Annotated in this window: 8 protein-coding genes; 3 read left to right on the top strand and 5 right to left on the bottom strand. The window is 64.0% G+C overall.

Annotated features, from left to right (window positions below):
* The first annotated feature begins 76 nt into the window (after positions 1-76).
* A complete protein-coding gene (locus LB525_RS03280; protein WP_224543411.1) occupies positions 77-829 on the top strand; it encodes a sulfite exporter TauE/SafE family protein in 753 nt (250 codons plus the stop codon).
* Positions 830-839: 10 nt separating this feature from the next.
* Here the strand turns inward: LB525_RS03280 and LB525_RS03275 are convergent, their stop codons facing one another.
* Positions 840-1,733 (bottom strand): MBL fold metallo-hydrolase, encoded by an 894-nt coding sequence (locus LB525_RS03275; protein ID WP_224543410.1) that lies wholly within the window; start codon positions 1,731-1,733, stop codon positions 840-842.
* A 25-nt stretch (positions 1,734-1,758) separates the two neighbouring features.
* Positions 1,759-2,808 carry a threonine aldolase family protein gene (locus LB525_RS03270; protein WP_224543409.1) on the bottom strand — a complete coding sequence of 350 codons (1,050 nt, stop codon included), beginning with the start codon at positions 2,806-2,808 and terminating at the stop codon, positions 1,759-1,761.
* Between the two features lie 490 nt (positions 2,809-3,298).
* Here LB525_RS03270 and gltB point away from each other — a divergent pair, with 490 nt between their 5' ends.
* Positions 3,299-8,035: a glutamate synthase large subunit gene (gene gltB, locus LB525_RS03265; RefSeq protein ID WP_224543408.1), complete on the top strand. Its 4,737-nt coding sequence runs from the start codon at positions 3,299-3,301 to the stop codon at positions 8,033-8,035.
* A 196-nt stretch (positions 8,036-8,231) separates the two neighbouring features.
* Entirely contained in the window at positions 8,232-9,686 is a 1,455-nt protein-coding gene (locus LB525_RS03260) for a glutamate synthase subunit beta (protein ID WP_140541860.1), read from the top strand.
* 41 nt (positions 9,687-9,727) lie between these two features.
* Here LB525_RS03260 and LB525_RS03255 read toward each other — a convergent pair whose 3' ends face one another.
* The 3 genes from LB525_RS03255 to LB525_RS03245 form a co-directional block, all read right to left on the bottom strand.
* Complete coding sequence (locus tag LB525_RS03255) at positions 9,728-10,135, bottom strand: MAPEG family protein (protein ID WP_224543407.1); 408 nt, start codon at positions 10,133-10,135, stop codon at positions 9,728-9,730.
* A gap of 120 nt (positions 10,136-10,255) precedes the next feature.
* Positions 10,256-11,473 carry a DUF459 domain-containing protein gene (locus LB525_RS03250; RefSeq protein WP_224543406.1) on the bottom strand — a complete coding sequence of 406 codons (1,218 nt, stop codon included), beginning with the start codon at positions 11,471-11,473 and terminating at the stop codon, positions 10,256-10,258.
* 112 nt (positions 11,474-11,585) lie between these two features.
* Entirely contained in the window at positions 11,586-12,806 is a 1,221-nt protein-coding gene (locus LB525_RS03245) for a lytic murein transglycosylase (protein ID WP_224543544.1), read from the bottom strand.
* Between the last annotated feature and the right edge of the window lie 49 nt (positions 12,807-12,855).

Below are 12,855 nucleotides of genomic sequence, written 5' to 3'. Positions count from 1 at the left end.
GCCGCTTTTTATTGTGCCACCGGCAACGCGCCGTTCTGGCTCTTTTGAAGCATGCAGCGGCGGATCATGAAGGGCGATGTCCGATTTTTCCCTGCTGCTGACACTCACCGTTGCAATCACTTTCCTGCTCGCCGGTATCGTCAAGGGTGTCACCGGCATGGGCCTGCCGACGCTGGCCATGGGATTGCTTGGCACCATCATGCCACCCGTGACCGCGGCGTCGCTGCTGATCGTGCCGTCCTTCGTCACCAATGTCTGGCAGCTTTTCGCCGGCCCGAGTTTTTCGGCGGTCCTGCGCCGGCTTTGGCTGATGATGGCGGGCATTCTGATCGGCACGATCGCCGGCTCGCGGCTGCTCGCCAGCGACAATGTCAAATGGACGACGGCAAGTCTCGGCGCGGCATTGATCGTCTATGCCGCCTATAGCCTGCTCGCGCGGCAGCCTGTCGTTCCCGAGAAAAGCGAGCGCTGGTCGTCGCCGGCCGCGGGTTTCCTCACCGGCCTGGTCACGGGCGGCACCGGCGTCTTCGTGGTGCCCGCCGTGCCTTACATCCAGGCGCTCGGCTTGAGCCGGGACGATCTGATCCAGGCGCTCGGTCTTTCCTTCACGGTGTCGACGATCGCCCTGGCGCTGGGCCTTGCCTCGCATGGCGTCTTCGAGGCGGGACATCTGGCGATGTCCTCGCTTGCCGTGCTGCCGGCCCTGCTCGGCATGTGGCTGGGGCAAATCCTGCGCCGGAAGATCAGCCCGGCAACTTTTCGCCGCTGGTTCCTGATTTTTCTGGTCCTGCTCGGCGTCGAGTTGTTGCTGCGGCCCTTTATGGCCTAGCTGCAGGGGCCTACTTATTATTTGCCGCAAGAACGGCTTCGACATTCCGCCGGTGAACGGCTTCGTATGGCGCGAAATACTCGGTCGCCGTGGTGGCGAAAATCTCGGCGCCGAAGGTCCGCAGATCCTGCTTGGCTAGGTCGGGATCTTGCCGGCAGGCAAGCAGCTTTCGGACGTAAGCCTCGGTGGCGTCGATGAAGCTTCTGTCATAGCCGCCGGCTTCGATCGCCTCAAAGGAACCGTGGTTGGGCAGAATTCGATCGAACTGCCAACTGGACATGCGCCTAAGGTCGACCAGATGCTCGCTCAGGCGCTCCGGCTCCGACAAATAGGTGACCGAGTCTTCCAGCGTGTCGCCTGCCAAAAGCAGGCCGGCGTCAGGCATCAACAGCACCGTGCCGTCATGGCTGTGGATCTCGACCTGGCGCAGTTCGACGGGGATCGCTCCGACCGTCAGGCTGAGGCTGTTGTCAAACGTCCTGTTGGGCAGCACGAGCGGCTTGATCGGCGGGTTGCCGCCCTCGATGTCGGCCCGGCTGCGTTCGAGCGCCAAGGCGGTGAGGCGGTTGGCGATGATCTCGCAATCCTCAAACACCTCGTTGCCGGCGATATGATCGTCATGCCAGTGGCTGAGCACGACGCGTATCGAGGTTACGCCCATCTCCTCAAGGGTTTTCCGGATGAAGCGGGCATGGGGCAGGGATATGTGCGTGTCATAGACAAGCGCCTGCGAGCCGTCGACGATCGCATAGGTGCAGATGCCAAGCGTGTAAGCGCCGTCGTCAAGCCAGTTCGGCTCGTGCGACCAGATGCGAACGCCTTCGATGCGGCCGTCATAGAAGCCCAGCACGTTCGGCGCCGGACGGACCAGCCGCATCGTCGAGCCGAGAGACGGCTTGGTCATCTGGCTGCTCCCGAGTGCCGCAAGCTCAGCCAAGCAACTGGCCGAGACGGTCGATCTCTTGCGTCGTGGTGGCGAAGCTGGCGACGAAGCGGTAGATCGCTTCATTGTCGCCGAGGTGGCCATCGAACCCCTGCGGCACGCCCCACTCGTAGAATTTGGCGCCGGCCGCTTGCAGCTTTTCCGCGGTGGCCCGACCGAGAATGGCAAACACTTCGTTGGCCTGCGGCAGCCAGGCGAGCTTGCCGGCCGGCGCATCCTCGATCGTCTCGGCCAGATGCGCGGCCATCGCATTGGCGTGGCCTGCCATCCTCAACCACAGATCGTCGGTGAAATAGGCCTCGAACTGGGCCGAGATGAAGCGGGCCTTGGAAAAAGTCTGTCCGGCGCGCTGGCGCAGCAGGCGCAGATCCTTGCCGACATCCGGATTGAGAACCACGACCGCATCGGCCATCCAGCAGCCATTCTTGGTGCCGCCGAAGGATATAAGATCGACGCCGCTCTTCCAGGTCATTTCGGCCGGGCTGGCGCCGGTCGCTGCGATCGCATTGGCGAAGCGCGCGCCGTCCATGTGCAGCGGCAGCTTGTGGCGGCGGCTGACCTCGGCGATCGCCTTGACATCGTCGACGCTGTAGACCGTGCCGACCTCGGTCGCCTGGGTCACGGTGACCGCCATCGGCTGGCCGGCGGGGGCCAGGTCCTGCGAATATCGCTTGATGGTCCGGTCGAGAGCCTCCGGGGTCATGCGCCCCAGCGGTCCCGCCACCGGCGCCATGCGCGCGCCGCCGGTGTAGAAACCCATCGCGCCGAACTCGTCGACATTCATATGCGCTTCGAAATGGCAAAGCGCGATGCCGCCGATGCGGTTCAACGCAGCCATCGAAAGCGCGTTGGCCGCCGTGCCGGTCGCGACGAAGAAGACCTGCACCTCGCGCTCGAAGATCTCGTTGAAGCGACGATAGACGGCGCGGTCCAGATCGCCGTCGCCATAGGCGGTCGCGATGCCTGCGGCATGGCGCGACAGGTTGGCCGAAATGTCGGGATGGACGCCCGCCCAGTTGTCGGATGCAAAGAACATCGAAAAGTCCGTATTGTGATTGGCGAAAGCGGCGGGACTTGATCGCTTCGGCAGTCGAAGCGCAAGGGCCAATCGTGGGCAAAGCGGTGAAGCCAGCAATCGACGCCAAAATGCCTGGACCAAAGCTTGCGTTTCCGGCGCCTGTCACGAAATTTTGTGTCGCGCAGCGCCCAAGTTTTTTGTGAATCGGTCTTGTGCGGCTGTCTGATTTCTGCCATAAAAAATTTAGGACAGTAGTGCTGTCTTATTTTGTCGCACAAAACAGGCCGGACTGGCGTATCATCGCTGCCATTCCGGCCATTGTCGCGAGCGGCGGGTAGACGGCCCGGCTCTGGCCTGTACGATACCGGATGCGAACCGGGCGTATAGCCGTTTGGTTCGGTGGATTTCGCGAGACGTGCAGCAACATGAAGGGGAAGCATCATGCTTCCCAAGGCAAACCAGCGTCCTGAGACAATCGGGGCCAAGGTGGAGAACGGAGGATAGGACGATGACGGAACTGACGCCATCTGCGATCAACGGCCAGGCCGCGCAGACGAAAGCGGCAGCCGTTAAAAATACCGTCCTGGCCAAAGGGCTGCGAACCGCCAACGGCATGACCGCGCAGGGCCTCTATGATCCGCGCAACGAGCACGACGCCTGCGGCGTCGGCTTCATCGCCAACATGAAGGGCGTGAAATCGCACGGGATCGTCGAGGACGGCCTGGCGATGCTGGAAAACCTCACCCATCGCGGCGCCGTCGGCGCCGATCCGCTGGTCGGCGACGGCGCCGGCGTGCTGGTGCAGATCCCGGACGCTTTCTTCCGCGAAGAAATGGCGGTCGTGGGCGTCGAACTGCCGCCGGCCGGTCAATACGGCGTCGGCCACTGGTTCATGCCGCAGGACGCGGCGCTGCGCGCCCATATCGAAGAGATCATCGCCGAATCCGCGCAGTCGGAAGGGCTGCCGCTTATCGGCTTCCGCGACGTGCCGGTCGACAATTCGTCGCTGTCGAAGGCGCCGGATATCGTGGCGTCCGAGCCGTTCCATCGGCAGGTGTTCATCGGCCGCACGGCCGACATCCCGGACGACGAGGAATATGAGGCGCGGCTTTACCTGCTGCGCAAGGTGATCTCGGGCCGCATCTATGCCGAGAACGACAACAAGGATGTCGGCGCCTATTGCGTGTCGCTGTCGGCGCGCACCATCGTCTACAAGGGCATGTTCCTGGCCTACCAGGTCGGCGCCTATTACAAGGACCTCAAGGATCCGCGCTTCGAGACGGCGCTGATCCTGGTCCACCAGCGCTTCTCGACCAACACCTTCCCGTCGTGGAAGCTGGCGCATCCCTATCGCATGGTCGCGCATAATGGCGAGATCAACACCGTACGCGGCAACAACAACTGGATGGCGGCGCGCCAGGCCTCGGTCGATTCCGAGCTGTTCGGCAACAACATCTCGAAGCTCTGGCCGATCTCCTATGAAGGCCAGTCGGACACGGCGTGCTTCGACAACGCGCTCGAGTTCCTGTTCCAGGGCGGCTACTCGCTCACCCACGCCATGATGATGCTGATTCCGGAAGCCTGGGCCGGCAACAAGCTCATGGATGCCGACCGCAAGGCTTTCTACGAGTACCATGCGGCGCTGATGGAGCCGTGGGACGGACCGGCGGCAGTGGTCTTCACCGACGGCCGCCAGATCGGCGCCACGCTCGACCGCAACGGCCTGCGCCCGGCGCGCTACATCGTCACCGACGACGACCGCGTCATCATGGCGTCGGAGGCCGGCGCGCTGCCGGTGCCGGAGGAAAAGATCGTGCAGAAGTGGCGGCTGCAGCCCGGCCGCATGCTGCTGATCGACCTCGCCAAGGGCCGCATCGTCTCCGACGAGGAGATCAAGTCGGAGATCGCGACCAGGCATCCCTACAAGACCTGGCTCGCCAACACGCAGCTCATCCTCGAAGACCTGAAGCCGGTCGAGCCGCGCGCGCTGCGCAAGGATGTCAGCCTGCTCGATCGCCAGCAGTCCTTCGGTTACACGCAGGAAGACACCAAGCTTCTGATGGCGCCGATGGCGACCACCGGCCAGGAAGCGGTGGGTTCGATGGGCACCGACACGCCGATTTCGGCGATGTCGGACAAGTCGAAGCTGCTCTACACCTATTTCAAGCAGAACTTCGCCCAGGTCACCAACCCGCCGATCGACCCGATCCGCGAGGAACTGGTGATGAGCCTGGTATCGTTCATTGGGCCGCGGCCCAACATCTTCGACCTCGTCGGCACGTCGCGCCGCAAGCGGCTCGAAGTGCGCCAGCCGATCCTGACGAATGGCGATCTGGAAAAGATCCGCTCCATCGGCCACACCGAGGACCGTTTCGACACCAAGACGATCGACATCACCTATGGTTCGAACGAGGGTGCCGCCGGCATGCAGGGCGCCATCGACCGGCTCTGCGAGCGGGCGGAGGCGGCGGTCGCCGGCGGCTACAACATCATCATCCTGTCCGACCGCCAGGTCGGGCCGGACCGCATCGCGATACCGTCGCTGTTGGCGACGGCGGCCGTGCATCATCACCTGATCCGCAAGGGCCTGCGCACCGCGGTCGGCCTCGTGGTGGAATCCGGCGAGCCGCGCGAGGTGCATCATTTCTGCTGCCTGGCAGGCTACGGCGCCGAGGCGATCAATCCCTATCTCGCCTTCGACACGCTGCTCGACATGCACAAGCGTGGCGAGCTGCCGGAAGAGGTCGACGAATACGAGGTGGTCTCGCGCTACATCAAGTCGATCGGCAAGGGCATCCTCAAGGTGATGTCCAAGATGGGCATCTCGACCTACCAGTCCTATTGCGGCGCGCAGATCTTCGACGCCATCGGGCTGAAGTCAGACTTCGTCGATAAGTATTTCACCGGCACAGCGACGCTGATCGAAGGCGTCGGCCTGGACGAGATCGCCACCGAGACGCTCAGCCGCCACAGTGATGCCTTCGGCAGCGATCCGGTGCTGCGCAACAATCTCGAGGTCGGCGGCGAATACATGTTCCGCATGCGCGGCGAAGCGCATATGTGGTCGCCCGACGCGGTGGCCAGCCTGCAGCACGCCGTGCGGCAGGGCTCCTGGGATACGTTCAAGGAGTATTCGGCGCAGATCGACAGCGCGACCGCGCGCGCCCAGACCATTCGCGGCCTGTTCAAGATCAGAACAGCGGAAGAGACCGGCCGCAAGAAGGTCGCGATCGAGGACGTCATGCCGGCGGCCGAGATCGTCAAGCGCTTCTCGACCGGGGCGATGTCGTTCGGCTCGATCTCCAGGGAAGCGCACACCACGCTGGCGCGTGCCATGAACGCCATCGGCGGCAAGTCGAACACCGGCGAGGGCGGCGAAGAGGCCGACCGCTATCTGCCGCTGCCCGGCGGCGGCAAGAATCCGGAACGCTCGGCGATCAAGCAGGTCGCGTCGGGCCGCTTCGGCGTCACGGCGGAATATCTGGTCAATTCCGACGTCATGCAGATCAAGGTGGCGCAGGGTGCCAAGCCCGGCGAGGGCGGCCAGCTGCCCGGACACAAGGTCGACGCGACCATCGCCAAGGTCAGGCACTCGACGCCCGGCGTCGGCCTGATCTCGCCGCCGCCGCATCACGACATCTATTCGATCGAGGATCTGGCGCAGCTGATCTACGATCTGAAGAACGTCAATCCGGCGGCCGATGTCTCGGTCAAGCTGGTGTCGGAGGTCGGCGTCGGCACGGTCGCGGCGGGCGTCGCCAAGGCGCGCGCCGACCACATCACCATCTCGGGCTATGACGGCGGCACCGGCGCTTCGCCGCTGACCTCGCTCAAGCATGCCGGCAGCCCGTGGGAAATGGGCCTTGCCGAAACGCATCAGACGCTGGTGCTCAACGGCTTGCGCTCGCGCGTCGCGCTGCAGGTCGATGGCGGCCTGCGCACCGGGCGCGACGTCATCATCGGCGCGCTGCTCGGCGCCGACGAGTTCGGCTTCTCGACTGCGCCGCTGATCGCGGCCGGCTGCATCATGATGCGCAAGTGCCACCTCAACACCTGCCCGGTCGGCGTGGCGACGCAGGACCCGGTGTTGCGCAAGCGCTTCAAGGGCACGCCGGAGCACGTCATCAACTTCTTCTTCTACGTGGCGGAAGAGGTGCGGGCGCTGCTTGCCGACATGGGCTTCACCCATATCGACCAGATCATCGGCGACACCGATCTCCTGGAAAAGCGCGACGTCATCCAACACTGGAAGGCGCGCGGGCTCGATTTCTCCAAGATGTTCTTCAAGCCGGACGCGCCGCACGAGGCGCTGCATTGGACCGAGCGGCAGAAGCATCCGATCGACGACGTGCTCGACCGCAAGCTGATCGAGTTGGCGAAGCCGGCGCTGGACGCCAAGCAGCCGGTCACCATCGAGCTGCCGATCCGCAATGTCGACCGATCTGTCGGCGCTATGCTTTCGGGTGAAGTCGCCAAGCGTTTCAAGCACAAGGGCCTGCGCGAGGACACGATCAAGGTGAAGCTGACCGGCACCGCCGGCCAGTCCTTCGCCGCCTTCCTGGCGCGCGGCGTCTCCTTCGAGCTGGTCGGCGCCGGCAACGACTATGTCGGCAAGGGCCTGTCGGGCGGCCGCATCGTTATCCGGCCGCCGCAAGAGGCCAAGATCGTCGCGGCGGACTCGATCATCGTCGGCAACACGGTGCTCTACGGCGCCACCGAAGGGGAGGCGTATTTCGCCGGCGTCGCCGGTGAGCGTTTCGCCGTGCGCAATTCCGGCGTGGCCGCCGTCGTCGAAGGCGTCGGCGACCATGGCTGCGAATATATGACCGGCGGCATCGTCGTCGTGCTCGGCAAGACCGGGCGCAACTTCGCGGCCGGCATGTCGGGCGGCGTCGCCTATGTGCTGGACGAGAAGGGCGATTTCGCCGAGCGCTGCAACATGGCGATGGTCGAGCTCGAGCCGGTTCCGGAAGAGGACGACCTGATGGAGAAGCTGCTCCATCACGGCGGCGACCTCGACCACAAGGGCCGCGTCGACGTGTCGGGCGACATGACCAGCCATGACGAGGAACGGCTCTACCAGTTGATCTCGAACCACGTGCATTTCACCGGTTCGGTACGCGGCCGCGAAATCCTCGACGATTGGCAGAACTTCCGGCCGAAATTCCGGAAAATCATGCCGGTGGAGTATCGCCGCGCGCTGATCGAGATGGAACGCATGCGCATGAGCGTGGCGGCGGAATAGTTTCGGGCATGGCCGGAAAGATGACTTTCCGGCCGGCCTCCTCACCAACAATCCTGACCTCCAGAGCATGATCCCGACAAGTGGGAACGGGTTTTCGGCGAAGGTCATGCTCCAACAAGGTGCGGTTGCCACGGCAGCCTTATGGGGTTAACGGGTGCGCGACAAAAGCGTGCCTTCGGACAGCAGGGACTGGACTATGGGCAAGGTAACAGGCTTTCTCGAGATCGACCGGCAGGTGCACAAGTACCAGCCTGCCTCGGACCGCGTCCGGCACTTCCGCGAATTCACGCTGCCGATGTCGGACAAGGAAGTCGAGAAACAGGCCGCGCGCTGCATGGATTGCGGCATTCCGTTCTGCCACGGGCCGACCGGCTGCCCGATCCATAATCAGATCCCGGACTGGAACGACCTCGTCTACAATGGCGACTGGGACAACGCGATCCGCAACCTGCATTCGACCAACAATTTCCCCGAGTTCACCGGCCGCATCTGTCCCGCGCCCTGCGAGGAAGCCTGCACGCTGAACCTCGAGGACATTCCGGTCGCCATCAAGACGGTCGAGCAGGCGATCGCCGACAAAGCTTATGAGACCGGCCACATCCGGCCCTATCCGCCGGAGAAGAAGACCGGCAAGAGGGTTGCCGTCATCGGCTCCGGCCCGGCCGGCATGGCGGCGGCGCAGCAGCTCGGCCGCGCCGGGCACGACGTGCATGTCTATGAGCGCGAAAGCCGCCCCGGCGGGCTGATGCGCTACGGCATACCGGACTTCAAGATCGAGAAGCACTATATCGACCGGCGCATCGAGCAGATGCAGGGCGAGGGGGTGACCTTCCATTGCGGCGTCAATGTCGGCGTCGACATGAAAGCGGCCGATCTGCTCGGGGAATTCGACGCCGTGCTCTATTGTGGCGGGTCGGAGACGCCGCGTCCGGCCGGCATTCCGGGCAGCGATCTCAGCGGCGTCTATGACGCCATGCCCTATCTGGTGCAGCAGAACCGTCGCGTCGGCGGCGAGCCGATCCAGTCGGTGGCCTGGCCCTCGCACCCGATCATTGCCGGTGGCCAGCATGTCGTGGTCGTCGGCGGCGGCGACACCGCGTCCGACTGCATCGGCACCGCCTTCCGCCAGGGCGCGGTGCGCGTGACGCAGCTCGACATCCGCCCGCAGCCGCCGGAGAAGGAAGACAAGCTTGCCGTCTGGCCCTACTGGGCGACGAAAATGCGCACGTCCTCCTCGCAGGCCGAGGGCGCCGAGCGCGAATTCCAGGTGGCGACGCTCGAGTTCATCGGCGAGGAAGGCCAGCTGACCGGTGTTCGCTGCTGCGAGGTCGACGACAAGCGCAAGCCGATCGCCGGCAGCGAGTTCGTCATCCGCGCCGATCTCGCCTTCATCGCCATCGGCTTCGCCGGTCCTGCGGGCGACAGCCTGATGAAGGAGCTCGACGGCAAGATCAAAGTCGTCACCGACAGCCGCCGCTCGAACAATGTCGAGGCCAACGATCGCGACTACAGGACCAGCGTAGACAAGCTCTATGCGGCGGGCGACGTGCGCCGCGGCCAGTCGCTGGTGGTGTGGGCGATCCGTGAGGGCCGCCAGGCGGCGCGCTCGATCGACGAGGCGCTGATGGGATCGACGGTGCTGCCGCGGTAAGGCTTCAAAGCACTCGCTGAGCCGTAAGCTTCTTGAAGCGCCTAACCGGCCAGCAGCTTTACCGCCCAGTAGAGGCCGATGGCCATCTGGACCGCGAACGCGGAAAATCGAGCCTTGACCGCGTTTGGACTTGTCGACGCCAGATGAATGGCCGACTGGATTAGCCGCGCGGCGACAAACCAGTATGCAAGGGGGTCGGTGATCCCCGTCCGCGAAGTCATCATGGCCACGCCCATGAGGCCACCGAATATCGGGAGTCCCTCAATGCAATTGGCGTGGGCTCGCGCAAGCCGCTGCAAAAAGGGCGAAAGACCTGCGTTATCCGGCGTGAAGCCATTTGCCGGGATGCGGCCGCTCACCACAAGATGGGTGCGCAGGATCTCCATCCATACAAGCAGGAGGAGGGTCCAAGTTACGAAGCCAAGCAAGGCATAGCCCGTCGCCGACATGTTCGCCCCCCTGTAATCCCAGCGGGATAGAACAATGCCATTGTTCGGCCTGGCGTGAAATCGCTTTCGCGCAGGACGATCTAAGGGTGATCTCATCCCGACGAATCCGATGGACGTCGATTAAGGGCTGGCGGGCGTGGAGTCCGACTCGACGGCTGCTGTCGCCGGCTGCGTCTTCGGCGGCCACGAAAAATCGTCGGCGCGGCCGGGCGAGGCGGCGGGCGCCTTGCCTTCGACGATCAGTTTTTCGCCTGGCAGGTTCGGATCGGCCCTGGCCGGCTGCGCGGCGCCGAGCAGCTCGGTGCCGCCGTCGAGCGCCGGGTCGCCGAGAAGCATCGGCGCGGTGCGGTCGACGATGACGGGCGCCGCGGCCGGCTTCGGCGCCTCAACCGGAGCTCCGGCCGGCGCCGACACGGTCGTGACGCTTCCCGGCGCGGCCAGGCCGAGGATCTTCGCCAGCGGCTTTTCCGTGTAGAAAGCGAGCTTGCGCTTGCCGGCCTTGGTGACGTTGATGCCGTCGTCGGAACGCAGGCGAACCGGCTGGCCGTTGATATCCGGGCCGGAGATAACGAAAGCGCCGTTCTCGTCGACGAAGCCGTCCCATACATCGACGAATTCGCCACCGTGTTTCTGGGCGGCCGAGTGATAGATGTCGTTGAACGCGAGCATGTCGGAGTTCATCTTCGACACACCGAAAGCCGGCATGCCGACCCAAAGGAACGGCACCTTGGTGTCTTCTATGGCCTTGCCGAGCGCATCGGTGCGGCGCTCATATTCCTTGGTCCAGTTCTCCGAGCGCGGCTGCTCGCGCACGTCGCCGACCTTCATCTGCTGGCGGTCGTTGGAACCCAGCATGATGATCACGGCTGCCGGTTTCTCGGTTTCGATCAGCGATTTTATCTGGGCTGGCCAATTGTAGACATCGTCACGAACGAAACCGGACGAACCGTTGGCGCGGGTGACGATCCTGACGGCGGGATTGTCGGCAAAGGCGGTGTCCAGGCCCTCGGCCAGCCCGCCCGCCAGAAAATCGCCGACCACCAGCACGACATGGGCGTCGTTCGTCTTCTCGACGATCGGCGTTTCCGGCTCGGCCGGCGGGCGCGGCTTGGATTTCTTCTTCGGTTTCGGCCTTGATTTCTGGATTTCGAACGGTGGCTCGACGCGTTCGCTGCGGCGCGGGAACAGAAGGTCACGCAACGACCAGCCGCGGCTTTCCTCCTGCGCGAATGCCGGTGCGTGGAACGCGCCGACGGCAGTGACGACGAGCACGGCCAGGGCGAGAACCAGGATCGGCGCCCGGCGAATGCCCTGCCTGATACGCGCAACCGAAACCAAACACCTCTCCATCCCTTGGCGCATGACCGGAAGACGTGGGAAAGTCATGCGCAAGCCGAAGCGCTACAGCATCCTTGCCGTCTTTGAGAGGATGCTGGCGCTTCCCCAGGCTCTACTGCTTGCGGAGCCATTTGAGCACTTCCAGGCTCGGATAGCCATCCTGGTTCAAGCCGACCTTGGCCTGGTAGGCCATGATGGCGGCTTTCGAGCCGTCGCCGATCTTGCCGTCGAACTTGCCGTCATAGTAGCCGTGATCTGAAAGCCGCTTCTGTAGTTCCTGCCGTTCCTCGAAGCTGAGCTTGGTGAAAGGCCGCTGCCAGTCCTGCACCAGGCCGGTGCCGCCGGCGATCTCGTCGGCCAGAAGGCCCACGGCCAAAGCGTATTTGTCGGCGTTGTTGTAGGCCTTGATGACGGAGAAATTCCTGATCATCAGGAAGGCGGGTCCACCTCGGCCGTCCGGCACTTTCAACGTCGCCTTGTCAGTCAGGTTCTTGAACGGCTTGCCGCTGGCCCTGACGACGCCGAGCGCCTGCCATTGGGCGATCGTCTTTGCGCCGCCGGGCAATTTGCCGGCTGGTATGGAGACCTCATAGCCCCAGGTCTTGCCGGCCTGCCAGCCGTTCTTCTTGAGCAGATTGGCGGAGGTCGCCAGCGCGTCGGGGATCGAACTCCAGATGTCGCGCTTCCCATTGCCGTCCATGTCGACCGCATAGCGCTGGTAGCTGGTCGGGATGAATTGGGTCTGGCCCATCGCGCCTGCCCAGGAGCCCATCAGATGGCTTTCATCGATGTCGCCGGTCTGCAGGATCTTCAAGGCCGCGATCAATTGGGTGCGGGCATATTTCGACCGCTTCGGATCGCCATAGGCAAGCGTCGCCAGCGAGCGGACGACGTTGCGCATGATGTCGTCGCGCTTGAGCGTCTCGCCATAGTTCGATTCCATCGACCAGATGGCCAAAAGGATGTTGCGGTCGACACCGAACCGCGCCTCGATGCGATCGAGCCACGGCCTCCATTTCTTCGCCATCGCCTGGCCGTTGGCGACTGCCTGGTCGTGCACGCGGTTGTCGAAATAGTCCCAGGCGGGCGCGGTGAATTCCGGCTGGGTACGGGCCTTTTCCAGCACGACCGGGTCGGGCTCGATGCCTCTCATGGACTGATCGTAGACCGCCCCCGAAACGCCGCCCGCCACCGCGGTTGCGCGGAAATCCGAGACCCACTGGCGGAATCCGGCATCGGCGAAAGCGGGTCCGGCGGGCATCAGCAAGGCCAGCGTGAGGCCGGCGGCCGTCGCCAGTGCCGTCAGGCGCCTCGCGGTGTTGCGAACGGACATCATTTCCTCCTTCGTCAAATCAGGAAGATCATTCAACGCCGAACCGGGT

The organism is Mesorhizobium sp. CA16 (assembly GCF_020165175.1).
Taxonomy (GTDB): domain Bacteria; phylum Pseudomonadota; class Alphaproteobacteria; order Rhizobiales; family Rhizobiaceae; genus Mesorhizobium.
Note: the sequence above shows the minus strand (reverse complement) of the source record. Positions and strands in the feature narration are given on the sequence as shown.